19 protein-coding genes and 1 riboswitch are annotated in these 24,999 nt (G+C 73.5%); of the genes, 11 read left to right on the plus strand and 8 right to left on the minus strand.

Going from position 1 to position 24,999, the window contains the following annotated elements:
- Window positions 1-174: 174 nt before the first annotated feature.
- Window positions 175-939: a DUF6082 family protein gene (locus IE217_RS12845; protein WP_308432724.1), complete on the minus strand. Its 765-nt coding sequence runs from the start codon at window positions 937-939 to the stop codon at window positions 175-177.
- Window positions 940-1,061: 122 nt separating this feature from the next.
- Here IE217_RS12845 and IE217_RS12850 point away from each other — a divergent pair, with 122 nt between their 5' ends.
- Window positions 1,062-2,201, plus strand: a complete 1,140-nt coding sequence (locus tag IE217_RS12850) for a CobW family GTP-binding protein (protein ID WP_190177963.1) — start codon at window positions 1,062-1,064, stop codon at window positions 2,199-2,201.
- 531 nt (window positions 2,202-2,732) lie between these two features.
- Here IE217_RS12850 and IE217_RS12855 read toward each other — a convergent pair.
- Complete coding sequence (locus tag IE217_RS12855; RefSeq protein WP_190177964.1) at window positions 2,733-5,189, minus strand: DNA gyrase/topoisomerase IV subunit A; 2,457 nt, start codon at window positions 5,187-5,189, stop codon at window positions 2,733-2,735.
- A 345-nt stretch (window positions 5,190-5,534) separates the two neighbouring features.
- On the opposite strand from IE217_RS12855, the gene IE217_RS12860 reads away from it, so the two are divergent.
- The 4 genes from IE217_RS12860 to IE217_RS12875 all read left to right on the plus strand — a co-directional run bounded on the left by IE217_RS12860 (window position 5,535) and on the right by IE217_RS12875 (window position 10,360).
- Window positions 5,535-6,908 (plus strand): M16 family metallopeptidase, encoded by a 1,374-nt coding sequence (locus tag IE217_RS12860; RefSeq protein WP_190177965.1) that lies wholly within the window; start codon window positions 5,535-5,537, stop codon window positions 6,906-6,908.
- Window positions 6,905-8,293 carry a M16 family metallopeptidase gene (locus IE217_RS12865; protein ID WP_190177966.1) on the plus strand — a complete coding sequence of 463 codons (1,389 nt, stop codon included), beginning with the start codon at window positions 6,905-6,907 and terminating at the stop codon, window positions 8,291-8,293. The genes IE217_RS12860 and IE217_RS12865 overlap by 4 nt, the downstream gene beginning before the upstream one ends.
- Window positions 8,294-8,530: 237 nt before the next feature.
- Window positions 8,531-8,695: riboswitch (cyclic di-AMP (ydaO/yuaA leader) on the plus strand.
- Window positions 8,696-8,707: 12 nt separating this feature from the next.
- Entirely contained in the window at window positions 8,708-9,466 is a 759-nt protein-coding gene (locus IE217_RS12870) for a M23 family metallopeptidase (RefSeq protein WP_190177967.1), read from the plus strand.
- A 195-nt stretch (window positions 9,467-9,661) separates the two neighbouring features.
- Window positions 9,662-10,360, plus strand: a complete 699-nt coding sequence (locus tag IE217_RS12875; RefSeq protein WP_190177968.1) for a GntR family transcriptional regulator — start codon at window positions 9,662-9,664, stop codon at window positions 10,358-10,360.
- A 186-nt stretch (window positions 10,361-10,546) separates the two neighbouring features.
- Here IE217_RS12875 and IE217_RS12880 read toward each other — a convergent pair whose 3' ends face one another.
- The gene (locus IE217_RS12880) at window positions 10,547-10,828 is read right to left on the minus strand and encodes an HPr family phosphocarrier protein (protein WP_190177969.1); all 282 of its coding nucleotides are present in this window, start codon (window positions 10,826-10,828) and stop codon (window positions 10,547-10,549) included.
- A gap of 191 nt (window positions 10,829-11,019) precedes the next feature.
- Here IE217_RS12880 and IE217_RS12885 point away from each other — a divergent pair, with 191 nt between their 5' ends.
- From IE217_RS12885 to IE217_RS12900, 4 genes are all read left to right on the plus strand, one after another.
- Window positions 11,020-14,166 (plus strand): bifunctional acetate--CoA ligase family protein/GNAT family N-acetyltransferase, encoded by a 3,147-nt coding sequence (locus tag IE217_RS12885; RefSeq protein WP_190177970.1) that lies wholly within the window; start codon window positions 11,020-11,022, stop codon window positions 14,164-14,166.
- Window positions 14,167-14,255: 89 nt separating this feature from the next.
- The gene (locus IE217_RS12890) at window positions 14,256-14,852 is read left to right on the plus strand and encodes a DUF5998 family protein (protein WP_190177971.1); all 597 of its coding nucleotides are present in this window, start codon (window positions 14,256-14,258) and stop codon (window positions 14,850-14,852) included.
- The gene (locus IE217_RS12895; RefSeq protein ID WP_190177972.1) at window positions 14,852-16,042 is read left to right on the plus strand and encodes an alkaline phosphatase family protein; all 1,191 of its coding nucleotides are present in this window, start codon (window positions 14,852-14,854) and stop codon (window positions 16,040-16,042) included. Before IE217_RS12890 ends, IE217_RS12895 begins: the two co-directional genes overlap by 1 nt.
- A gap of 60 nt (window positions 16,043-16,102) precedes the next feature.
- Window positions 16,103-16,753 (plus strand): thymidine kinase, encoded by a 651-nt coding sequence (locus IE217_RS12900; protein WP_189705029.1) that lies wholly within the window; start codon window positions 16,103-16,105, stop codon window positions 16,751-16,753.
- 13 nt (window positions 16,754-16,766) lie between these two features.
- On the opposite strand, the gene IE217_RS12905 is transcribed toward IE217_RS12900, so the two are convergent.
- Window positions 16,767-17,579 carry a VOC family protein gene (locus tag IE217_RS12905; RefSeq protein WP_190177973.1) on the minus strand — a complete coding sequence of 271 codons (813 nt, stop codon included), beginning with the start codon at window positions 17,577-17,579 and terminating at the stop codon, window positions 16,767-16,769.
- Between the two features lie 295 nt (window positions 17,580-17,874).
- Between IE217_RS12905 and IE217_RS12910 the strand changes: the two genes are divergently transcribed.
- The gene (locus IE217_RS12910; RefSeq protein ID WP_190177974.1) at window positions 17,875-18,726 is read left to right on the plus strand and encodes a sulfurtransferase; all 852 of its coding nucleotides are present in this window, start codon (window positions 17,875-17,877) and stop codon (window positions 18,724-18,726) included.
- 126 nt (window positions 18,727-18,852) lie between these two features.
- Here IE217_RS12910 and sepH read toward each other — a convergent pair whose 3' ends face one another.
- From sepH to IE217_RS12930, 4 genes are all read right to left on the minus strand, one after another.
- Complete coding sequence (gene sepH / locus IE217_RS12915; protein ID WP_190177975.1) at window positions 18,853-19,884, minus strand: septation protein SepH; 1,032 nt, start codon at window positions 19,882-19,884, stop codon at window positions 18,853-18,855.
- A 650-nt stretch (window positions 19,885-20,534) separates the two neighbouring features.
- A complete protein-coding gene (locus IE217_RS35240) occupies window positions 20,535-20,993 on the minus strand; it encodes a hypothetical protein (RefSeq protein ID WP_190177976.1) in 459 nt (152 codons plus the stop codon).
- 227 nt (window positions 20,994-21,220) lie between these two features.
- On the minus strand, window positions 21,221-22,540 hold the full coding sequence (locus tag IE217_RS12925; protein ID WP_190177977.1) for a D-arabinono-1,4-lactone oxidase: 1,320 nt from the start codon (window positions 22,538-22,540) through the stop codon (window positions 21,221-21,223).
- Window positions 22,500-23,738: an MFS transporter gene (locus IE217_RS12930; RefSeq protein WP_190177978.1), complete on the minus strand. Its 1,239-nt coding sequence runs from the start codon at window positions 23,736-23,738 to the stop codon at window positions 22,500-22,502. The genes IE217_RS12925 and IE217_RS12930 overlap by 41 nt, the downstream gene beginning before the upstream one ends.
- 126 nt (window positions 23,739-23,864) lie before the next feature.
- On the opposite strand from IE217_RS12930, the gene IE217_RS12935 reads away from it, so the two are divergent.
- Window positions 23,865-24,992, plus strand: coding sequence for a ferrochelatase (locus tag IE217_RS12935; RefSeq protein ID WP_190177979.1), 1,128 nt, complete (start codon window positions 23,865-23,867; stop codon window positions 24,990-24,992).
- Window positions 24,993-24,999: the final 7 nt, after the last annotated feature.

The raw sequence follows: 24,999 nt of genomic DNA on the forward strand, positions 1-24,999 counted from the left end.
GAAGGGATGGTTCTTCTTCCTCCGAGCCTGCATCTCCGAACCGGTGTCTGAACGGAGCGATCTGTCTCCGGGCGTGCGGGTGTTCGCCGGAGTGCCCGGAGAGGGCCAGGCGACAAGATATCCACTCCGGAGCGCGAGTTGAGCGACTTCACACCTGGCGAGTGAGTGAAATTCCTACTCCGGTTCGTCCGGCGGCTCGCCGACGACCCACCACTCGTCGGAGTCCGAGTCGGTCAGCTCCTGGATCAGATCGTCCATCATCAGCCCCAGCGCGTACTCCTCCGAGGTCACCGGCAGGCTCTTGCGGTGATGCCGGGTCGCCTCCCAATAGTCCCGGAACACCTGGTTCTGCCCCATGACCCGCAGATGCCCGTACAACTCGCCGCGGGACATGGCCCCGATCCGGTGGAAGTGCAGCGCGTTGATGTAGAGGGCGTTCGCGAAAAGGAACTGGCGCTGCTTGTCCAGGGGGATCTCGGTCTCGTAGGTGTCGAGGACTGCGGTCAGTGCGGGGTCGTCCATCGCTTTGCAGAGCAGGTCGAAATGGAGCCGGTGCTGTTCGGTGAGGGCGACTCTGCGCCGGTGCCGTGACGCCGGTGCGGCGACGGACTCGGTAGCGGCAGCGAACCCCGCTTTGAATGCCGAAACGATCCTCCGTACTCCGGAACTCTGTGTGGCCATGTCAACCCCCGAATCCAGGCGGCCGTCCGCCGGTCGTCGGGGCGTGGGGCGGGTGACGGGGACCGGCGAGCGGTGGGCGGCGCTTGCCGTCTCCCAGGGTGCCGAGCGGCTCCGATCGGCGGGGAGGCGGAGAGGAGGCGCACGGAGGGAAGCGAGGGTCGCACGGTCCGGCGCCATGTCCATCGTCTGCCCCGCGCGTGCTGCTAACAATCGTTCACCACAGCGGGGATTCCGGCGGCTCGTATCCTGGACCGGCATTCCATCCCCCCAGGTGCACCGCGGACGTGAGCCGGTGCACGCGTCGGCGTGAGAGAGGTCGCACGGTGAGTCAGCCGAGTCCGGGTCAGGGGCCGCATCCGAGCACACAGGCCGTTTCGGGCGTGGAGACGGGCGTGCCGCAGATCCCCGTGGTGGTGCTCGCCGGATTCCTCGGCTCCGGCAAGACGACGCTCCTCAACCACCTTCTGCACCACAGCGGCGGCACCCGCATCGGCGCGATCGTGAACGACTTCGGCGCGATCGAGATCGACGCCATGGCCGTCGCCGGAGCGCTCGGGGACTCCACGGTCTCGCTCGGCAACGGGTGTCTGTGCTGCGCGGTCGACGCCGGCGAACTCGACCACTACCTCGGCCGGCTCACCGCCCCCGCCACCGGCATCGACGTCATCGTCATCGAGGCCAGCGGGCTCGCCGAACCCCAGGAACTCGTCCGCATGGTGCTGGCCAGCGAGAACCCCCGAGTCGTCTACGGCGGCCTCGTCGAGGTCGTCGACGCCGCCGAGTTCGACGACACCCGCGCCCGGCACCCCGCGATCGACCGGCACCTCGCGCTCGCCGACCTCGTCGTCGTCAACAAGCTCGACCGGGCCGCCGACGGCGAGCGCGTCCTCGGGCTCGTGCGGTCCCTCGTCGACGGCGGCGCGGTCGTGCCGGCCCGCCACGGCCGCGTCGACCCCGAGTTCCTCTTCGACAAGAGGCCGAGCGAGGAGCGGATCGGCCAGCTGTCCTTCGACGACCTGGCCGCGCCCCACGAGGACGACGGGGCCGAGGGCCACGCCGGGCACTTGCACGCCGGCTACGATAGCCTGGCCTTCGTCTCCGCCGCACCGCTCGACCCGCGGCGGCTGATGGGGTTCCTCGACAGCCGGCCCGAGGGCCTGTACCGGATCAAGGGTTACGTCGACTTCGGCCCCCACGACACGCGGAACCGCTACCTCGTGCACGCGGTGGGCCGCTTCCTGCGCTTCTATCCGCAGCCGTGGCCTGCCGTCGAGCCCGCCCGGCTCACCCAGCTCGTGCTCATCGGCTCCGGCGTCGACACCGAGGCGCTCGGCAAGGAACTCAGGGCGTGCGAGAGCGACGCCCCGCACGCCGACGAACACGGCATGTGGGGCGTCCTGCGCTACGTACGCGACGGCGAGGACCCGGAGGCCGGGGGACAGGACCGCGAGGACCCGTACCCGGCCGACGCGTACGCCGAGGATCCGGCCGCGGCGGCCCTGGACCCCGAGACCCCTTAACCCCGGCCCCGGAGCCGACGCTCCGGACCCGAGGCCCGGCCGCCGAGGCCCAACCCCCGTCACGGGCTTGCGGGGTGAAACCGCCGAGCCCCTAACCTTCGGCACCGGCCCGGAGGGTCCGGCCGCCGAGGCCCGCACCTCCGGCGCCCGGACCCGAGTACGCGCCCGCCGGGGCCGGCCCCCGGCCGGGTGCCGAGGACCGGGATGCCCACGATCGGGCCATCCAAGCCCGGAATTCCCGCGCACCCGGCCTCGCCACCCCGGCCCCGAAACCCGAGCCTGCGCGTCCCCGGACCCGAGGCCCGCCACCGAAGCCCAAGCGGCCGTGCACCCGGTCCCGAGTCCCCGCACCCGAGGCCTAAGCCCCGCGCCCCGCACCCCGGACCGAGACCCTGGCCCCGAAGCCCGAGACCCTGGTCCCGAAGCCCGAAGCCCGAAGCCCGAAGCCCGAAGCCCGAAGCCCGAAGCCCGAAGCCCGAAGCCCCGCCCCCGAGAGCCCGCCCCCCGGTCGATCTCCCGTCGATCTCCCGTCTACGCCGGTCCCGCCACCGCTGCCACCGTCTTCGCCAGGGACACGCCCGAGCCGTCGCGGCGGGGGTCGATGTCCGGGAGTTCGGCCGGGTTGCCGTTCTTCTGGGCGGCGCGGGCCGGGACCGGGCCCGCCCAGGCGAAGGACAGGCAGTCCTCGCCCTTGAGGAACCGCTGGCAGCGGACGCCACCGGTGGCGCGGCCCTTGCGCGGGAACTGGTCGAACGGGGTCACCTTGGCCGTCGTCTGCACGGAGTCGTCGAGTGTCCCGCGCGAGCCGGCGACCGTGAAGACGATCGCGTCCGCGGCCGGGTCGACGGCCGTGAACGAGATGACCTTGGCGCCCTCGGCGAGTTTGACGCCCGCCATGCCGCCGGCCGGACGGCCCTGCGGCCGCACCTGGGAGGCCTGGTAGCGCAGCAGCTGGGCGTCGTCCGTGATGAAGACCAGGTCCTCCTCGCCCGTGCGCAGCTCGGCCGCGCCGACGATCCGGTCGCCCTCCTTGAGGGTGATGACCTCCAACTCGTCCTTGTTGGAGGGGTAGTCGGGGACCACGCGCTTGACGACACCCTGCTCGGTGCCCAGCGCGAGGCCCGGCGAGGACTCGTCCAGCGTGGTCAGGCACACCGCCGTCTCGTCGCCCTCCAGGGTGACGAACTCGGCGAGCGGCGCGCCCCCGGAGAGGTTCGGCGCGGACGCCGTCTCCGGGAGCTGGGGCAGGTCCACGACGTTCACCCGCAGCAGGCGGCCCGCCGAGGTCACCACGCCCACCTCGCCGCGGGCCGTGGAGGGCACCGCCGAGATGATCACGTCGTGCTTGTGCCGCTTGCCGTCGGCGTCCTTGGGGAGCGGATCGCCGTTGGCCGTACGGGCCAGCAGACCCGTGGAGGACAGCAGCACGCGGCACGGGTCGTCCGCCACCTGCAGCGGCACCGCGGCGACCGGGACCGAGGCGGACTCCAGCAGCACCGTGCGCCGAGGGCTGGCGAACTTCTTGGCGACCGCGGCCAGTTCGGCCGAGACCAGCTTGCGCAGCTCGGCGTCCGACTCCAGGATCCGGGTCAGCTCCTCGATCTCCGCGGTGAGCTTCTCCTTCTCCGCCTCGAGCTCGATGCGGTCGTACTTGGTCAGGCGGCGCAGCGGGGTGTCGAGGATGTACTGGGTCTGCACCTCGCTCAGCGAGAAGCGCTCCATCAGGCGCTGCTTGGCCTGCGCGGAGTTCTCGCTGGAGCGGATCAGCCGGATGACCTCGTCGATGTCCACGAGGGCGGTGAGCAGGCCCTCGACCAGGTGCAGCCGGTCGCGTCGCTTGCCGCGGCGGTACTCGCTGCGGCGCCGCACGACGTCGAAGCGGTGGTCGAGGTAGACCTCCAGCAGCTCCTTCAGGCCCAGCGTCAGGGGCTGGCCGTCGACCAGGGCGACGTTGTTGATGCCGAAGGACTCCTCCATCGGCGTCAGCTTGTAGAGCTGCTCCAGGACGGCCTCCGGCACGAAGCCGTTCTTGATCTCGATGACCAGGCGCAGTCCGTGCTCGCGGTCGGTGAGGTCCTTGACGTCGGCGATGCCCTGGATCTTCTTGGAGCCGACCAGGTCCTTGATCTTGGCGATCACCTTCTCCGGGCCGACCGCGAACGGCAGCTCGGTGACGACCAGGCCCTTGCGGCGGGCCGTCACGGTCTCCACCGACACCGTGGCGCGGATCTTGAACGTGCCGCGCCCGGTCTCGTAGGCGTCGCGGATCCCGGACAGGCCGGCGATCCGGCCGCCCGTGGGCAGGTCGGGGCCCGGGACGTGCTTCATCAGCGCGTCCAGGTCCGCGTTCGGATAGCGGATCAGGTGGCGGGCGGCCGCGATCACCTCACCGAGGTTGTGCGGCGGCATGTTGGTGGCCATGCCGACGGCGATGCCGGAGGAGCCGTTCACCAGCAGGTTCGGGAAGGCGGCGGGCAGGGCGACCGGCTCCTGCTCCTGGCCGTCGTAGTTGGGTGCGAAGTCGACGGTGTCCTCGTCGATGGACTCCGTCATCAGGGACGTCGCCTCGGCCATCCGGCACTCGGTGTACCGCATGGCGGCCGGCGGGTCGTCGTTGCCCAGCGAGCCGAAGTTGCCGTGGCCGTCGACCAGGGGGACGCGCATCGAGAAGGGCTGGGCCAGGCGGACCAGCGCGTCGTAGATCGACGCGTCGCCGTGGGGGTGCAGCTTGCCCATGACCTCGCCGACGACACGGGCGCACTTGACGTAGCCGCGGTCGGGGCGCAGGCCCATCTCGTTCATCTGGTAGACGATCCGGCGGTGCACCGGCTTGAGCCCGTCCCGGGCGTCCGGCAGGGCGCGGGAGTAGATGACCGAGTACGCGTACTCGAGGAAGGAGCCCTGCATCTCGTCGACGACGTCGATGTCGAGGATCTTCTCCTCGTACGGGTCGTCGGGCGGCGGGTTCTTGGTGCTGCGGCGGGCCATCGCTGCCGGCTCCTTGCTGAAGCGAGAGACGGATCTGACGCGGACCATTGTGGACCGCCGCACTGACAACACCGACCAGCCCCCGGCAACCGGCCGCCCGCCCCACCGCTGCCGAGCCCCCCGACACGCCGGTGACTCCCAGGTCAGGGACCGTCCCGCCGGGATCTCGCCGGCGCGCGGGCCGGAACGGGCCCCGCCCCACAGGCGTCCGGCGCGCCACCCGGGGTCTCGCTCTCGGCGTACGGCCTCCGGGAACTTCGCCAGGCGTCCGCACGCTTGCATACAGTGGCAGGACCGGCAGGGAAACGGCGGTTTCCGGACCGCCAAGCGATCGAAGGGACGTACATGCCCATGGGTCACACGGCCACAGCCGAGGCAGGCTCCGGCGGCCTGACAGCGACCGAGCACCGCCTGGCCAACGGGCTGCGCGTGGTGCTCTCCGAGGACCACCTGACCCCGGTCGCGGCGGTGTGCCTCTGGTACGACGTCGGCTCCCGCCACGAGGTCAAGGGACGCACCGGTCTGGCTCACCTTTTCGAGCACCTGATGTTCCAGGGCTCCGCCCAGGTCAAGGGCAACGGTCACTTCGAGCTGGTGCAGGGCGCGGGCGGCTCGCTCAACGGCACCACCAGCTTCGAGCGCACCAACTACTTCGAGACCATGCCCGCCCACCAGCTGGAGCTCGCCCTCTGGCTGGAGGCCGACCGCATGGGCTCCCTGCTCGCGGCCCTGGACGAGGAGTCCATGGAGAACCAGCGGGACGTGGTCAAGAACGAACGCCGGCAGAGGTACGACAACGTGCCCTACGGCACCGCCTTCGAGCGGCTCACCGCCCTCGCCTACCCGGAGGGCCACCCGTACCACCACACGCCGATCGGGTCCATGGCCGACCTGGACGCGGCCACCCTGGAGGACGCGCGCGCGTTCTTCCGCACGTACTACGCGCCCAACAACGCCGTCCTGTCGGTCGTCGGCGACATCGACCCGCAGCAGACGCTCGCGTGGATCGAGAAGTACTTCGGCTCCATCGCCTCCCACGACGGCAAACCCGCGCCCCGCGACGGCGCGCTGCCCGACGTGATCGGCGAGCAGCTGCGCGAGGTCGTCGAGGAGGAGGTCCCGGCGCGCGCCCTGATGGCCGCCTACCGGCTCCCGCACGACGGCACGCGCGCGTGCGACGCGGCCGACCTCGCGCTCACCGTCCTCGGCGGCGGCGAGTCCTCCCGCCTCTACAACCGGCTGGTGCGCCGCGACCGCACGGCGGTCGCCGCCGGCTTCGGCCTGCTGCGGCTGGCCGGGGCGCCCTCGCTCGGCTGGCTGGACGTCAAGACCTCCGGCGACGTCGAGGTCCCCGTCATCGAGGCCGCCATCGACGAGGAGCTCGCCCGGTTCGCCGAGGAGGGCCCCACCGCCGAGGAGATGGAGCGCGCCCAGGCCCAGTTGGAGCGCGAGTGGCTCGACCGGCTCGGCACGGTCGCCGGCCGCGCCGACGAACTGTGCCGCTACGCCGTCCTGTTCGGCGACCCGCAGCTCGCGCTGACCGCCGTCAAGCGCGTCCTCGAGGTCACGCCCGAGGAGGTCAGAGAGGTCGCCAAGGCCCGCCTGCGCCCCGACAACCGCGCGGTGCTCGTCTACGAGCCGACCGCCGCCGACGCGACCGAACAGGCACCGGACGCGGAAGCCGCGGCCACCGACGACACCGAGGAGGCGGCGAAGTGACCGAGCTCGCCACGATGGAGTTCCACCCCCGCCCCCAGGCCGGCGAGGCCAGGCCGTGGGCGTTCCCGGCGCCCGAGCGCGGCACGCTGGACAACGGCCTGACGGTGCTGCGCTGCCACCGCCCGGGCCAGCAGGTCGTCGCCGTGGAGGTGCTCCTGGACGCGCCCCTGGACGCCGAGCCGGCCGGCCTCGACGGCGTCGCCACGATCATGGCGCGGGCGTTCTCCGAGGGCACCGACAAGCACTCGGCCGAGGAGTTCGCGGCCGAGCTGGAGCGCGCGGGCGCCACCCTCGACGCGCACGCCGACCACCCCGGCGTACGGATCAGCCTGGAGGTCCCGGCCTCCCGCCTGGCCAAGGCCCTCGGCCTGCTCTCCGACGCGCTCAGGGCCCCCGCGTTCGCCGACTCCGAGGTCGAGCGGCTGGTGCGCAACCGGCTCGACGAGATCCCGCACGAGCTGGCCAACCCCTCGCGGCGCGCCGCGAAGGAGCTCTCCAAGGAGCTGTTCCCGGCCACCGCGCGCATGTCGCGCCCGCGCCAGGGCACCGAGGAGACCGTCCGCGCCATCGACTCGGCCGCCGTACGCGCCTTCTACGACCGGCACGTGCGCCCGGCCACGGCCACCGCGGTGATCGTCGGCGACCTCGACGGCGTCGACCTGGAGAAGCTGCTCGGCGAGAGCCTGGGCGCTTGGGCCGGCTCCCCGGCCAAGCCGCGCCCCGTGCCGCCGGTGACCGCCGACGACACCGGCCGCGTGGTGATCGTCGACCGCCCCGGCGCCGTGCAGACGCAGCTGCTCATCGGCCGCATCGGAGCCGACCGGCACGACCGCGTGTGGCCCGCCCAGGTGCTCGGCACCTACTGCCTCGGCGGCACCCTCACCTCCCGCCTGGACCGGGTCCTGCGCGAGGAGAAGGGCTACACCTACGGTGTGCGCGCGTTCGGCCAGGTCCTGCGCTCCGCGCCGGACGGCTCGGGCGCCGCGATGCTCGCGATCAGCGGCTCCGTCGACACCCCGAACACCGGCCCGGCCCTGGACGACCTGTTCACCGTGCTGCGCAGGCTCGCCGCCGAGGGACTCACCGACGCCGAGCGGGACATCGCCGTGCAGAACCTCGTCGGCGTGGCGCCGCTGAAGTACGAGACGGCGGCCGCCGTGGCGGGCACCCTGGCCGACCAGGTCGAGCAACACCTGCCCGACGGCTACCAGGCGACGCTCTATCAGCAGCTCGCCGCCACCGGCACGGTCGAGGCCACCGCGGCCGTCGTCAACGCCTTCCCGGTGGACCGCCTGGTGACGGTGCTCGTCGGCGACGCGGCCCGGATCAAGGAACCCGTCGCGGCGCTCGGCATCGGTCAAGTCACCGTCGTCCCGGCCGAGTAGAGGACGCCGTCGCGCACCCGCGCGGGAGCGCGACGGCGGCGCGCTGCGGGCACGCGCGCGTGGGGCCCTGGTGACCGGAGCGTCACCAGGGCCCGCTCATGTCCGAATTGCGGGAGAGGCTGCCCGTCTGCCCTGTGGCCTGCGCTACAAAACCTCTGATCCGTTTGAGGATCGAAAGCGCCCCCGTCTAGCGTCGGGACGGCTGTCCGTCAGGCAGTGCGCCGCACCCGCGGCACCGGACAGTCATCGCCGAGTCCCCGTACGGCGCGAGCCAGGGGAGCCGGGGACCCATCGAAGTCCCTGGGGTGAATCGGGCGCCCGCGCGAGCCGCGAGGGGGCCCGTAGGAGACCTTCCTGCTCCGAACCCGTCAGCTAACCCGGTAGGCGAGAGGGAAGGAAAGGACCAGCCACCACATGGCGTTCACGCGCGCCACCGGGAAGCACCGCCGTCCCAGCCGGGTGCACCGCACCACCGCCCGCGCGGCCGGCGTCGCGGCCCTCACCACCACGGGCGTCATCGGCACCCTCGCCGCCGCACCGGCCCTCGCGGCCGAGGCACCCGCCCCCGAGGACACCGGCCTCACCCCGGTCATCACCCTCGGCGACACCGTCGCCCAGAGGGTGGACGCCCAGGCCCTAGCCCAGCACAAGGCCGCCGCGCAGAAGCAGGCCGAGGAGGCCGCGCGCAGGAAGGCCGCCGAGCAGGCGAAGCAGGAGCGCGAGGCCAAGGCGCGCGCCGCCCGCGAGGCCGAGCGCAAGCGCCTCAACACCTTCGTGCCGCCGGTCTTCGGCTCCTACGTCTCCACCGGCTACAAGACCGGTGGCTCCCTGTGGTCCTCCGGCTCCCACACCGGCATCGACTTCCACGCCGCGAGCGGCACCGCCGTGCACGCCGTCGGCACCGGTACGGTCGTCGAGACCGGCTGGGGCGGGGCGTACGGCAACCAGATCGTGATCAGGATGGCCGACGGCATGTACACCCAGTACGGCCACCTGTCGTCCATCGGCGTCTCGGTGGGCCAGAAGGTCACCCCCGGGCAGCAGATAGGCCTGTCCGGCGCGACCGGCAACGCCACCGGGCCCCACCTCCACTTCGAGGCACGCACCGGCCCGGACTACGGCTCCGACATCGACCCCGTGGCCTACCTCCGCCGGCACGGCGTGAACGTCTGACCGACGCACGCGCGCCCACCGCGGCGACGGCCCCCGGCTCACCGAGCCCGGGGGCCGTCGCCGTTTTGCCGGCCGCTGTCCAAAAAATATCCATGGATTCCGGCTCCTCGCCGGAAAGGGCCGGACGCTGCAATAGAGTCGGTCGAACACGCGCCAATCGGCCGCGTTTCACGGGAATTGAGGCGGAGGTCGGTCATGCGCATTCCGGCGCACTCGGTGTGCACCGCGATCCGGGACGACATCGTCGCCGGCGTCCACGTGCGCGGCAGCCGGCTCACCGAGGAAGTCCTCGCCCGCCGCTACGGCGTCTCGCGCGTGCCCGTGCGCGAGGCGCTGCGCACGCTGGAGGCCGAAGGGTTCGTGGTGACCCGCAGGCACGCGGGCGCGTGCGTCGCGGAGCCCACCGAGCAGGAGGCGGCCGATCTGCTGGACGTGCGGACGCTCCTGGAGCCGCTGGGCGCCGCCCGCGCGGCCCAGCGGCGCACGGAGGCCCATCTGAAGGTGCTGCGCGGGCTGGTCAGACTGGGCCAGGAGCGGGCCAGGCAGGGGGGCGGCGAGGAACTGCGCGCCCTGGGCGGCTGGTTCCACGAGACGCTCGCCCAGGCCTGCGGCAGCCCGGCGCTGACCTCGATGCTGACCCAGCTGCGGTACAAGATCGCCTGGATGTTCACGGTGGAGGGGCCGGCCGACCCGGTGGAGTCCTGGACCGAGCACGGCGCCATCGTGGACGCCGTGGCGCGCGGGGACGGCGAGCGCGCGCGGGCGCTGACCGCCCTGCACGCCGAGCGCGCGACGGGCGCGCACCGGCTGCGCGCCGCCGGTGCGGCGACGGCCCGCGCGGACCGTGTGAGGACTTCGCAACCTGACGTCAACATGTCGGGTCTCCGGCTTTAACACGGCCGCCGTATACAAGAGAAGATATTCGGCGGGGCGTCCCGGGAATTCGCGCACGCCCTTTTCCGTACCGTAATTCCAGTAATTCCCCGCGCGGTGCGGCAGCCGTGCGGCCGAAAAGCGAAACCGCGCCGCCCTCGGTGGGCGACGCGGTTCACTGTCCGGTCCACGCTGCGGACGGACGGATCAGACCGTCTCGGGCAGCTCCTCCAGGCCCTCCGAGACCAGCTTGGCCAGCCGGTCCAGGGCCGCGTCGGCGCCCTCGGCGTCGGAGGCCAGGACGACCTCCTCGCCGCCCTGGGCGCCGAGCCCGAGGACGGCCAGCATGGAGGCCGCGTTGACGGGGGCGCCGTCGGCCTTGGCGATCGTCACGGGGACACCTGCGGCCGTGGCGGCCCGGACGAAGATGGAAGCGGGGCGGGCGTGAAGGCCCTCGGCCCAGCCGACGTTGACGCGGCGCTCAGCCATGTGATGCTGCCCTTCGGAGTATCAGGGTTGTCTAGACCAGTTTCCCACACGTGGAGCACGCCGGGAGCGGGAACCCGCCCCTGGGCGGCGCCGGACCGCGGCCTCGGTCCGGTGTGTGTCCCCACAGACTGCCTCGCGCCGTAGCCGGACGCTAGCCGGACGTTGTCATGGGCCGGCCGTACGCTGGGGCCATGCAGAGCTCGCCGGACCAGCACGAGTACCCCGCCCACTGGGAGGCCGACGTGGTGCTGCGCGACGGCGGCACCGCCCGGATCCGGCCCATCACCGCCGAGGACGCCGACCGGCTGGTCAGCTTCTACGAGCAGGTGTCGGACGAGTCCAAGTACTACCGCTTCTTCGCGCCCTATCCGCGTCTGTCGGCGAAGGACGTCCACCGCTTCACGCACCACGACTTCGTGGACCGGGTGGGACTCGCGGCCACGGTCGGCGGCGAGTTCATCGCCACCGTACGCTACGACCGCGTCGGCGCCGACGGCATGCCGGCATCCGGACCCTCCGACGAGGCCGAGGTCGCCTTCCTCGTCCAGGACGCCCACCAGGGCCGCGGGGTCGCCTCCGCCCTTCTGGAGCACATCGCGGCCGTCGCCCGCGAGCGCGGCATCCGCCGCTTCACCGCCGAGGTGCTGCCCGCCAACACCAAGATGATCAAAGTGTTCACGGACGCCGGCTACACCCAGAAGCGCAGCTTCGAGGACGGCGTCGTGCACCTGGAGTTCGGCATCGAGCCGACCGACCGCTCGCTGGCCGTGCAGCGCGCCCGCGAGCAGCGGGCCGAGGCGCGCTCGGTGCGCCGGCTCCTCGCCCCGGGCTCCGTCGCCGTCGTTGGAGTGGGCCGCACGCGCGGGGGCGTGGGCCGCAGCGTCCTCGACAACATCCGCGACGCCGGCTTCACCGGCCGGCTGCACGCCGTCAACCGCGCGTTCGGCGAGGACCGGAAGGACGTCGACGGGGTGCCCGCGTACCGCTCGGTGCGCGACATCGACGGCCCCGTCGACCTCGCGGTCGTCGCCGTGCCCGCCGAGCACGTCCCCGAGGTGGTCGCCGAGTGCGGCGAGCACGGCGTGCAGGGCCTCGTCGTGATCTCCGCCGGGTACGCGGAGAGCGGCCCCGAGGGACGCGAGCGCCAGCGCGCCCTCGTGCGGCACGCGCGCACGTACGGCATGCGCCTGGTCGGACCCAACGCCTTCGGCATCGTCAACACCTCGCCCGAGGTCCGGCTGAACGCCTCCCTCGCCCCCGAGATGCCCCGCCCCGGCCGCATCGGGATGTTCGCGCAGTCCGGCGCCATCGGCATCGCGCTGCTGTCCCGGCTGCACCGGCGCGGCGGCGGAGTCACCGGCGTGACCGGCGTGTCGACCTTCGTCTCCTCCGGCAACCGCGCCGACGTCTCCGGCAACGACGTCCTGCAGTACTGGTACGACGACCCGGACACCGACGTCGCCCTCATGTACCTGGAGTCCATCGGCAACCCCCGCAAGTTCACCCGGCTCGCACGGCGCACCGCGGCGGCCAAGCCGCTGGTCGTGGTCCAGGGCTCCGGTTCCGCCCCCCAGGGCCACACCGTACGGGCCACGCGGCTGCCCCACGCGACCGTGTCCGCGCTGCTGCGCCAGGCCGGAGTGATCCGCGTCGACACCATCACGGAACTCGTGGACACCGGGCTGCTGCTCGCCCGGCAGCCGCTCCCGCCCGGCCCGCGCGTGGCGATCCTCGGCAACTCCGAGTCGCTGGGCGTGCTGACGTACGACCGCTGCCTGGCCGAGGGCCTGCGGCCGCAGCCGCCCCGGGACCTGACCACGGCGGCGTCGGCCGAGGACTTCCGGGCCGCGCTCTCGCGCGCGCTCGCCGACGACACCGCCGACGCGGTGGTCGTCACCGCCATCCCCGCCGTCGGGGAGGGCGCCGCGCAGGACGCGGCGCTGGCCGAGGCCCTGCGGTCGGCCGCGGCCGCGGTGCCCACGAAGCCGGTCCTGGTCGTCCACGTCGAGCTCGGCGGCCTGGCGGAGGCCCTGTCCGCCGCCGCGAGCACGGGGCCGCAGGCGGGGGCGGCCGCCCAGGGGGAGGCCACCCCGGCCCCTGCGGGCCCCGGCTCGGCGTCCGCCTCCGGGCAGCCCGCAACCCCGCCGGCCCCTGCGGCCCCGGCGTTCACGTCCGCGCAGCCCTCAGCCCCGCCGGCCGCCCCGGCCCCCGCCCCGGCCCCCGGCTCGGCGCCCGCCTCCGGGCAGCCCGTCCCGGCGCCGCCGTCCACGACCCCGCGCCCGCCCGCGCCGGGCCAGACCGCCCCCGCGCCGCCCGCGCCGGGCCAGACCGCCCCCGCGCCGCCCGCGCCGCCCGCGCCGGGCCAGACCGCCCCCGCGCCGCCCGCGCCGCCCGCGCCGGGCCAGACCGCCCCCGCGCCGCGCCAGGCCGCCCCCGCGCCCACCTCGGCGCCCGCCGGAACCGCCGGCGCCTGCTCCCGGCTGATCCCCGCCTACCCGGCGGCCGAGCGGGCCGTCCGGGCGCTGGCCGAGGCCGTACGGTACGGCCAGTGGCGGCGCGAGGCCGGCGACCCCGGCAAGGTGCCCGAGTACGACGACATCGACGAGAAGGGCGCCGCCGCGCTGATCAACGGGCTGCTCGCGCGCGGCCAGGGCCTCACCCTCGGCACCGAGGAGACCTGCGAACTCCTCGGCCGCTACGGCATCCACGTCCGCCGCGCCTTGCCCGCCCCCACCCCCGACGCCGCCGCCGAAGCCGCCCGCGCCCTCGGCTACCCCGTCGCCCTCAAGGCCACGGCCCCCCACCTGCGCCACCGCGCCGACCTGGGCGGCGTCCGTCTGGACCTGGCCGACGAGGAGCAACTGCGCCGCGCCTACGCCGAGTTGACCGAGCTGTTCGGGAAGCCCGAGGAGCTGCGGCCGGTGGTGCAGCCCATGGCGCCCCGGGGTGTCGACACGCTCGTACGCGCGGTCATCGACCCGGCGGCCGGCGCGGTGCTCTCCTTCGGCCTGGCCGGGGCCGCCTCGCAGCTCCTGGACGACATGGCGCACCGGCTGGTCCCGGTCACCGACCGGGAGGCCACCTCGATGATCCGCTCCATCCGGACCGCGCCCCTGCTGTTCGGCTGGCGCGGCTCGGCGCCGGTCGACACTCCGGCGCTGGAGGAGCTGCTGCTGCGGGTGTCCCGGCTGGTCCACGACCACCCGGAGGTGGTGGCGGTCACCCTGGAGCCGGTCGTCGTCGCCCCGCGCGGGGTGAGCGTCCTCGGTGCCGCGGTACGCCTCGCCCCCGCACCGGCCCGCGACGACCTGGGCCCCCGAACCCTCCCGCTGTACTGAGGGCCGCCGAACGGCGCGCGCCCCCGCCCGGCACCGCTCCGGTTTCCCCGGTCCTCGGCGGTGCCTCGCAGTCAGTGGGCCCCCGTAGGATGGACGGCATGGCCAAGACCAGTACGACGACCCAGGGGCTGCGGGCGGCGATCGAACGCAGCGGTTACTACCCGGCTCTCGTGGCCGAGGCGGTGGAGGCCGCCGTGGGCGGCGAGCCCATCCGGTCGTACCTGGTCCACCAGGAGACCACGTTCGACCAGAACGAGGTGCGGCGGCACGTGACCGTGCTCGTCCTCACCGGCAACCGCTTCATCGTCAGCCACACCGACGAGCAGGCCGCCGACAGCACCTCCCCGACGCCGTACGCCACGACCTCGACCGAGTCGGTCAAGCTCGGCCGCGTCTCGTCGGTCGTGGTCAGCCGCGTGGTCGCCAACCCGGAGCAGTACACGCCGGGCACCCTGCCCCGCGAGGTCGTGCTGACCATCGGCTGGGGCGCCGTCTCCCGCATCGACCTGGAGCCCGCCGCCTGCGGCGACCCCAACTGCGAGGCCGACCACGGCTACACCGGCAACTCCACGGCCGACGACCTCAGCCTGCGGGTCAGCGAGGCCGGGGACGGACCCGAGACCGTGCGCCAGGCGCTCGCCTTCGCCCAGGCCGTCTCCGAGGCCACCGCGGACCTGACCAGCTGATGTCACAGTCCACCGCCTGGGACCACCCCGAACCCCTCGCCGTCGAGTCCGCGCCCGTACCGCAGTACGGGTCGGGCTCGCTCGCCGACCTCCTGCCCACCCTGGCCGCCGGCATGGGCGTGCCGGACATGACCGCGGCGATCACGGAGCTGACCCCCGTCGACCGCGCCTGCGTCTTCCTGATCGACGGCCTCGGCTGGGAGCAGCTGCGGGCGCACCCCGAGGAAGCCCCTTTCCTGGCCTCCCTGCTGGCCGGCTCGCGCGGCGGCACCGGCCGGCCGATCACCGCCGGTTACCCGGCCACCACCGCCACCTCCCTGGCCTCCGTCGGCACCGGTCTGCCGCCCGGCGCGCACGGCCTGCCCGGCTACACCGTGCGCAATCCCGCCACCGGCGAGCTGATGAACCAGCTGCGCTGGCAGCCGTACTCCGATCCGCGCGCCTGGCAGCCGTACCCCACGGTCTTCGAGCTCGCCCACCGCGCCGGGGTGCACTCCGCGCAGGTCTCCTCCCCGACCTTCGAGAACACCCCGCTGACCAGGGTCGCCCTCAGTGGCGGAACGTTCCTGGGGCGGCTCACCGGCGAGGACCGCATGGACCTCGCGGCCGAGCAGCTCGCCGCCGCCGACCGCGCCCTGGTCTACACGTACTACGCCGAGCTCGACGGCGCCGGCCACCGCTACGGCGTCGACTCCGACACCTGGCGCGGACAGCTGATGTGCGTCGACCGGCTGGCGCAGCGCCTGGCCGAGCAGCTCCCGCCGCGCAGCGCGCTCTACGTCACCGCCGACCACGGCATGGTCGACATCCCCTTCGACGAGCCGCACCGCATCGACTTCGACGAGGACTGGGAGCTGCGCGCCGGGGTGGCCCTGCTCGGCGGCGAGGGGCGGGCCCGGCACGTGTACGCGGTGCCGGGCGCCGAGGACGACGTGCTGACCTGCTGGCGCGAGGTGCTGGGGGAGCAGTTCTGGGTGGCCTCCCGCGAGGAGGCGGTCGCGGCGGGCTGGTTCGGGCCGCGGATCGATCCCCGGGTGTACGCGCGCATCGGCGACGTCGTCGCGGCCGCGCGGGACGACGTCCTGCTCATCGCCTCGGAGCGGGAGCCGAAGGAGTCGGCGATGGCCGGCAACCACGGTTCGATGACGCCTGCCGAGCAGCTCGTCCCCCTGCTCGAAGTACGCTCCTGACGCCACCGTCCGCGACCCGCCCTCCTCCTCCGCAGCCTGCCGAAAGGTTCCCGACTTCCCATGCCCGAGCTGGTGTTCTTCTCCGGAACGATGGACTGCGGGAAGTCGACGCTGGCGCTGCAGATCGAGCACAACCGTTCGGCGCGTGGCCTGGCGGGCATGATCTTCACCCGTGACGACCGGGCGGGGGAGGGCAAGCTGTCCTCGCGCCTCGGCCTGGTCACCGACGCGGTGGAGGTCGAGGACGGAGCGGACCTGTACGCCCATCTGGTGGACCACCTGTCCCAGGGCGGCCGGGCCGACTACGTCATCGCGGACGAGGCGCAGTTCCTCGCGCCGGAGCAGATCGACCAACTCGCGCGCGTGGTCGACGATCTGGAGATCGACGTCTTCGCGTTCGGCATCACGACCGACTTCCGCTCCAAGCTGTTCCCCGGCTCCCAGCGCCTGGTCGAACTGGCCGACCGCGTCGAGGTCCTCCAGGTCGAGGCCCTGTGCTGGTGCGGCGCACGTGCCACCCACAACGCCCGCACGGTGGGCGGGGTCATGGTGGTCGAGGGTGCCCAGGTGGTCGTCGGCGACGTCACCCGGTCCGCGGACGAGATCGGCTACGAGGTGCTGTGCCGCCGGCACCACCGCCGCCGTATGACGGCCGCCTCGGCCCGCGCCGCCGCCCTGTCACCGGACGTCCTCCCGGTGTCACCCTCCTGAGCGAACCCCTGAGTCAACACGAGCCCTGGATCAGGGCAAAACGGGCACCCTCGGGGTCCGTCACCGTGGCCGTCCGGCCGTGCGCGCCGTCGTGGGCCGGGGTCAGCACCTGGCCCCCGAGTCCGGTGACCCGCTCGGCCGCCTCCTCGGTGTCGGCGACCTCGAAGTACGTCAGCCAGTGCGGCCCCCGGTCCCGGAGCAGCGCGTGGTCCGCGCCGCGCACACCGGCGACCGGACGCCCGTCCAGGCACAGGGCCACCTCGTCGGCACCGAAGGCGCCGGAGGAAGCGGTGCGCTTCTCCTCGTAGCCGAAGACCGTCTCGTAGAACTTGGCGACGGTCGCGGTCTCGAAGGTCAGCAGCTCGTTCCACGCGGGTGTGCCCGGCGCGCCCGTGATCCCCGTGCCCCGGTGGGCCGCGGCCTGCCAGACGCCGAAGACGGCGCCCGAGGGGTCCGAGCCGATCGCCAGGCGCCCGGCGTCGCCGGCCTCCAGCGGGCCCACCCCGACGGTGCCCCCGCACAGCCGTACCGTTTCGGCCGTCAGATCGGCGTCGTCGGAGGCGAAATACGGTGTCCAGGCGACGGGCAGGTGCCGGTCCGGGGGCAGCCGGCCGATGCCCGCCACCTCCTGACCGTCCAGCAGCGCCCGCACGTACGGGCCGAGCCGGGCGGGGCCCGGCTGGAACTCCCAGCCGAAGAGCTCCTCGTAGAAGGCTTGGGTGGCGGCCATGTCGTGGACCATCAGGCTCACCCAGCATGGTGTGCCGGGCGTGTACCGAGTGTGTGCCCGGCCGTTCGGGCCGGCCGGCTCCGGTGCCTCGGTCATCGTCACTCTCTTCTCGGCCCCCTGCGGCGGCCGCCTAGACTGCGCTCTCCGGGCCCCCGAGCCGATGCTCGCACCACCCGTGGTGGGGCGCGCTCCGGGTGCGTCCCCCGGGCGGTGTCTGTCCGGAGGGTGCCCGGTCTGCGGTTTCCTGCCCGTTTCCATGCGCTTGCCGACGGATGTCGATCGGCTGTACAGCACGTGCCCGATCCCGTACGCCTCGTGACCGGACCTGTCCGGCCGAGCAGATTAGCCCGACCTGGACGCCGCGGCCACCCCGTGCGCGAGGATGGTGACCATGAACGCCATCATCTCCGCATCCGAACTCGCCGACGCCCTGGGGGGACCGCGCCCGCCGGTGCTGCTCGACGTCCGCTGGCAGCTCAGCGTGGCGAAGGCGGGCGGCGAGCCGCCCTTCGACGGACGCGCCGCCCACGAGTCCGGACACATCCCCGGCGCCGTCTACGTCGACCTGGACCGCGAACTCGCCTCCGCGCCGGGGAAGGAGGGCCGTCACCCGCTGCCGGACGTCGGGGAGTTCGGCGCCGCGATGCGCCGCGCGGGCGTGTCCGCGGACCGGCCGGTGGTCGTGTACGACGGCGGTCAGGGCTGGGCGGCGTCCCGCGCGTGGTGGCTGCTGCGCTGGACGGGGCATCCCGACGTACGGGTCCTGGACGGGGGCCTGGCCGTGTGGGAGGGGCCGCTGGAGACCGGGACGCCCGAGCCGGCCGAGGGCGACTTCACGCCGGAGCCCGGCGCCGTGGCGCTTCTCGATGCGGAGGCAGCCGGTGAGTTGGCGCGTTCCGGCCTGCTGCTGGACGCCCGCGCGGGGGAGCGGTACCGCGGTGAGGTGGAGCCGATCGACCCGGTCGGCGGCCACATCCCGGGTGCGGTGTCCGCGCCCACGAACGACAACGTCGGCCCGGACGGGCGCCTTCGGCCCGCGGCGGAACTCAGGGCACGGTTCGAGGCGCTGGGCGCGGACGGGGACACCGAGGTCGGCGTGTACTGCGGCTCGGGCGTGTCGGCGGCGCACGAGATCCTGGCGCTGGCCGTCGCGGGCATCCCCGCGGCCCTGTACGCCGGTTCGTGGTCGCAGTGGTCGGCGGACCCGTCGCGGCCGGTGGCCGTGGGGCCGGACCCGCAGTAGCCGTCCGGGGTCCTTTCCGGCGGACGAGGGAGGAGCCGGCGGCCCGGGACCGCACGCCTCTCGGGGCGTGGTCACGGGCCGCCGGCTCCCGGCAGCCGTCACGGGTGGGCGTCGCGGCCCGCCCGGCTACTCCTGCTTCTTCCGGCGCGTCCCGAACACGATCTCGTCCCAGCTCGGGACGGCGGCCCGGCGGCCGGGCCGGACGCCGTCGGCCTCGGCCTGGCGGTCGGTGGCGCCGATGAGCCGGTCCCGGTGGCTGCCGACCGAGCGCGGCATGAGCACGTCGGCGTAGGCGGATCCGGCGGACGCCGCGGGCGCCGGGGGTTCCTCCACCGCCGGTTCCTGGTCCGGCTCGTCCAGGGGCTCCGGCGCACGCTCGGGCACCACCAGGTCGCCCCGGAAGCTCGGCACCGCCTCCAACAGGCTGGTCAGCGAGTCGCGTTCGCCGGTGCTCTCCTCGGCGGGCTCTGAGGCCTGCGCGGGCAGCGCCGGCCGCTCGCGGTCGCGGTCCCGGTCGTAGGAGCGCTCGCGGGGCAGCCGCGCGATGCGGGGCACGAACGGGAAGCTGGGCTCCGGCGTGCCGAGGTCGTCGGACTCGCCGATCAGCGCGCGCGCCTCGTCGTCGACGGCCTGCACCAGGCGCCGCGGCGGGTCGTACGTCCAGCTCGCCGAGTGCGGTTCACCCGCGACCCGGTAGACCAGCAGCACCTCCCAGGTGCCGTCGTCACGGCGCCAGGAGTCCCACTGGACGGTGTCCTTCTCGGCGCCGCGCAGCAGCAGACGCTCCTGGACGGCCTCGCCGAGCAGCGGGCCGGAGTTCTCGCCGGGTCGGCGGACCGGGGTCTTGCGGGCCCGCTCGGCCATGAAGGCGCGCTCGGCGAGCACGGGGCCCTCGAACCGCCGTACGCGGTCCACGGGAATGCCGGCGAGCTGGGCGACCTCTTCCGCGGTCGCGCCGGCTCGTATACGCGCCTGGATGTCGCGGGGGCGGAGATGGCTCTCCACCTCGATCTCGATCTGGCCGAGGCGGGGACGGTCGCCGCGCACGGCGGCGCGGAGCCGTTCGTCGATCGGAAGCGTGTACTCCGTGCTGTCCGCAGCCTTCAGCACCAGCCGTGTGCCGTCATTGGAGACGGCCACGACACGCAGTTCGGGCATGGGGACCTCCCGGGTGGTGCCTGCCGACGTCACGTGCGTCGCTGCTTCCGCTAGTCGAGTGTGGCCTGCCCGGGTGCAGCCTGCCACAACCTTGCCGAGTTGCCCGGCGTGTCGGGCGCGGGCCCTGGATCGCCGTTATGGCACGGTTACCTGTTCACAACGCTAAGTGACCAACTTTGTCACCCTGTGCAACCAGCCCCCTCCCGGCGGTCCAGCTAGGCCCCGGACACCCTGGCGGGAGACCGGACCCAGGGCTCGCAACAGTACTCCATTTGGGCCACGTGCGTGGATTGGCACGCCGCCCAACTTCTGGCAAGGAGCGGGACTTGGCCGCCACTGGCCGGATTTCTCGATCATGCCCGTGGCGTACTTCACGTAATCACCGGAATCGGAACTAACCGTTTCGTCCGTACGTCCCTTTCTCGTGCAGACGGCCGGTCACGTCCCGAAGGACCGGCCATGTACGGGAGAGGCAGGCAAGGTCCGGGAATGCGTGAAAGGCCCGACAGCGGTGGTGTGCCGAACGGAGGCGAGGAGGTGGGCGGCGGCAAGGAGGCAGGTGGCAGGCGGATCGACCTGAGCGTGCCTCAGGTCGCGGGCAGCGCCGTGGCCGCGGTGGTCGCCGCGAAACTCGCGTCGTACTTCGGTGTCTACGGCACGATCCTCGGCGCCGGCGTCGTCAGTGCCGTCGCCGCGTGCGGGGGCCCGGTCCTCCAGCACCTCTTCCGGCGCACGGGCGAGCAGTTGCGGGGCGCGGCCACCATCGGGGGACCGGTGCCGGCGACCGCGTCCGCCCCGCGGGCACCCGCTTCCGCCTTGTCCCCGGGCGAGTTCACGCCGGGCACCGTCCACCGGGCCCGGGTCAGGGGGTGGCGGCGCTCCGTGCTCGCGGCCGCGCTGGTCTTCGGCGTCACCATGGCCGGGATCACCACGTACGAGGTGGCGGCGGGCAGCCGATTCGGGGGCGGACACGGCACGACGGTCGGCGCGGCCATGACGGGCCACCGCGCGTCGCCGTCCTCGTCCGGCGACCGCTCGCCCGCTCCCGCGCCGTCCCTTCCGTCCGGCACCGGCGGCGGCTCGCGGACGAGCGGCCCGGGACCGGGCACCGAGGGACCGGGTGGTTCCGCGGCGGGCGCGGCGGGCGGTGCGGGTTCGGGCGGCGGTACGCCGGTGAGCCGGGCGCCGACGACCGGAGCCGGCGGGACCCCCGGAACGGGAACTGCCGGAACGGGGACCACTGGCGCCGGCACCGGCGGCACCGGTTCCAGCGGATCCGCCGGGAGCCCGGCGCCGGGAGGCTCCGGCGCGCGGTCCCCGGAGCCGGGCGCCTCCGCTACGCCCCCAGCACCCGCCGCAAGTAGTCGTTCTGGAACAGCCGCTGGGGATCCAGCCGGTCCCGCAGCGCCGTGAACTCGGTGAAGCGCGGGTACACCCCCGCGAGGTACTCGGCGTCCCGCGTGTGGATCTTGCCCCAGTGCGGGCGGCCCTCGTGCGCCGTGAAGATGCTCTCGGCCGAGGTGAAGTACCGCTGGTAGGGGGTGCCCCGGAACATGTGGACGGCGACGTAGGCGCTGTCCCGGCCGGAGGCGGTGGACAGCGTGATGTCGTCAGCCGGCGCGGTGCGCACCTCGACCGGGAAGCTCACGCGGAGCCCGGAGCGGTCCACCATCGCCTTGAGTTCGCGCAGCGTGTCGGCCAGGGCCGCGCGCGGGACGGCGTACTCCATCTCCACGAAGCGCACCCGGCGCGGGGAGGTAAAGACCTTGTACGGGATGTCGGTGTACGTCCGCGCGGACAGCGCCCGGCTGGAGATCCGTGCTATCGCCGGGACGGTGGCGGGCACGGCCCGGCCGACCCAGTTGGCCACCTGGAAGACCCCGTTGGAGAGGAACTCGTCCTCGAACCATCCGGCCAGCCGGCCCACCGGCTTCTCGGGGCCGGCGCTGCGGTTGTTGCGCTTGGTGTTGGTGTTGCCGGTGTGCGGGAACCAGTAGAACTCGAAGTGCTCGTTCTCCGCCCAGAGCTGATCGAACTCGGCGAGCACCCGGTCGAACGGCATCGGCTCCTCGCGCGCCGTGAGCAGGAAGACCGGCTCCACGGCGAAGGTGATGGCGGTGATGATCCCGAGCGCGCCCAGGCCGATGCGGGCGGCCGCGAAGACCTCCGGGTTCTCCTTTTCCGAGCAGGTGAGCACCGAGCCGTCCGCCGTGACGAGTTCCAGGCCCTTGATCTGGGCGGCGATCGAGGCGGACTCGCGGCCGGTGCCGTGCGTCCCGGTGCTGATGGCGCCCGACACGGTCTGCTCCATGATGTCGCCCATGTTGGTGAGCGACAGGCCCTCGCGCGCGAGGGCCGCGTTGAGCCTCTTGAGCGGGGTGCCGGCCTCCACGGTGACCGTCATGGCATCGCGGTCGATGGCGCGGATACCGGTCAACAGTTGAGGGCGGATCAACACACCGTCCGTGGCGGCGATGCTGGTGAAGGAGTGGCCGGTGCCGACCGCTTTCACCTTCAGGCCTTCCTCGGCCGCCTTGCGCACCGCCTCGGCGAGTTCCCCGGCCGAAGCCGGAGTGACCTGCCGCGCGGGACGCGCACCGACGTTGCCGCCCCAGTTACGCCACGTGCCGTTCTGCGCGCTCGCTGTGCTGCTCAACGGAGCCTCCCCGAACCGGAGCCGGCCTGCTGAGCCGGCGGTACCCGAGGAAACCGACCGCGACCGCGACTGCCCCGGACACCGCCGGGACCCCGTACCCCGCCCGCGCGCCGGCCGTGTCGATCACCCAGCCGGCCACCGACGAGCCGAGCGCCACCCCGACCGCGAGCCCGGTGCTCACCCAGGTCATCCCCTCGGTCAGATGCGCGCGTGGTACGTGCTCTTCGACGAGGGCCATCGTCGTGATCATGGTGGGAGCGACGGAGAGGCCCGCGACGAACAGCGCCACGGCCAGAAACGGCAAGTTTCCGACCAGTAGGAGGGGGATCATACTCACGGCCATCGCGCCTATGCCCAGCAGCCAGCGGCGGGCGGGCGCACCGCCCGGGCGCAGCAGCCCGAAAAGGACACCGGCCGAGCACGATCCGGCGGCGTACAGCGCCAGCACGACACTGGCGGCGCTCTTGTGGCCCCGCTCGTCGGCGAAGGCCACCGTGACCACGTCGACCGCCCCGAAGATCGCCCCGGTCGCCACGAAGGTGGCCACCAGCACCCGCAGCCCGGTCGAGCGGAGCGCCGATCCGCCGTCGTGGTGCTCGCGCGGGTGCGGCGCCGGCTCGGTGGCCCGCTGCGAGGTCAGCCAGAAGACGCCGGCGGCCAGGAAGCACCCGGCCAGCAGCGGTCCCGCCTCCGGGAACCAGGCCGTGGACAGCCCGATGGAGATGATCGGCCCGAAGATGAAGCACACCTCGTCGATCACCGACTCGAAGGAGTACGCGGTGTGCAGGTGGGGGGTGCCCCGGTACACGGCCGCCCAGCGGGCCCGGACCATCGCCCCCAGGCTGGGCACGGACCCGATGCCGGCGGCGCTCACGAAGAGCACCCAGTCCGGCCACCGCAGGTGCGCGGCGAGCAGCAGCCCGGCCGCGGCGGCCAGCGCGGCCAGCGTCGCCGGGCGCAGCACCCGGCGCTGCCCGTGCAGGTCGACCAGCCGGGATATCTGCGGCCCGAGGACCGCGGCGGCCAGCGCGATGGTGGCCGACAGCGCGCCCGCGAGCCCGTACCGCCCGGTCAGCTGGGAGATCATCGTGACCACGCCGATGCCCATCATCGACAGCGGCATCCGGCCGAGGAACCCGGCGGCGGAGAAGCCCTTCGACCCGGGGGCGGCGAACAGGGCGCGGTAGGGGCTGGGCACAGGGACTCCGGAGATCCGGTAAGGCGCGAAAGGAGCTGATACAGCTTACGTGGTCCGGGGGCCCTCACACACCGCCCGTGCGGGTCGGAATCCCGGCTGTCAGCGCCGGGTGGCAGGATCGGAGTCATGCCAGACGCGCTCGATCCCAGTCCGTACGACGCCCTGCTCCTGCTCTCGTTCGGCGGCCCCGAGGGGCCCGACGACGTGGTCCCGTTCCTGGAGAACGTGACGCGCGGACGCGGCATCCCCAAGGAACGCCTGAAGGAGGTCGGGCAGCACTACTTCCAGTTCGGCGGGGTCAGTCCCATCAACGACCAGAACCGCGCCCTGCTGGACGCCCTGCGCAAGGACTTCGCCGGCCACGGCCTGGACCTGCCGGTCCACTGGGGCAACCGCAACTGGGCTCCCTACCTCACGGACACCCTGCGGGACATGGTCCGCGACGGCCACCGCCGCATCCTCGTCCTGGCCACCAGCGCCTACGCCTCCTACTCCGGCTGCCGCCAGTACCGCGAGAACCTGGCCGACGCCCTGGCCGCCCTGGAGGCCGAGGGCCTTGAGCTGCCGAGGATCGACAGGCTGCGGCACTACTTCAACCACCCGGGCTTCGTCGAGCCCATGATCGACGGCGTGCTGGAGTCCCTGGCCGGCCTCCCCGACGACGTCCGCGACGGCGCCCACATCGCCTTCACCACCCACTCGATCCCGATCTCGGCCGCCGACACCTCCGGCCCCGCCGAGGGACACGGCGACGGCGGGGCGTACGTCCGCCAGCACCTGGACGTGGCGAAGCTGATCGCCGACGCGGTCCGCGAGCGCACCGGCGTCGACCACCCCTGGCAGCTCGTCTACCAGTCGCGTTCCGGCGCCCCGCACATCCCGTGGCTGGAGCCCGACATCTGCGACCACCTCGAGGAGCGGCACGCGGCCGGGGTCCCGGCCGTCGTCATGGCGCCCATCGGCTTCGTCTCCGACCACATGGAGGTCCTCTACGACCTCGACACCGAGGCCACGGCCAAGGCCGCGGAGCTGGGCCTGCCGGTCCGCCGCTCGGCGACGGTCGGCGCCGACCCGCGCTTCGCTGCGGCCGTCCGCGAACTGATCCTGGAACGCGCGGCGACCGAGCGCGGCGCCCGGGTCACGCGGTGCGCGCTCGGCACCCTCGGCGCGAGCCACGACGTCTGCCCGGTGGGCTGCTGCCCGGCCCGCGCCCCCCGCCCCGCCGCCGCGGGCGCCGACAGCCCCTACGCGTGAGGAGCGC

The sequence above is a fragment of the Streptomyces naganishii JCM 4654 genome (genome assembly GCF_014650575.1).
Taxonomy (GTDB): domain Bacteria; phylum Actinomycetota; class Actinomycetes; order Streptomycetales; family Streptomycetaceae; genus Streptomyces; species Streptomyces naganishii.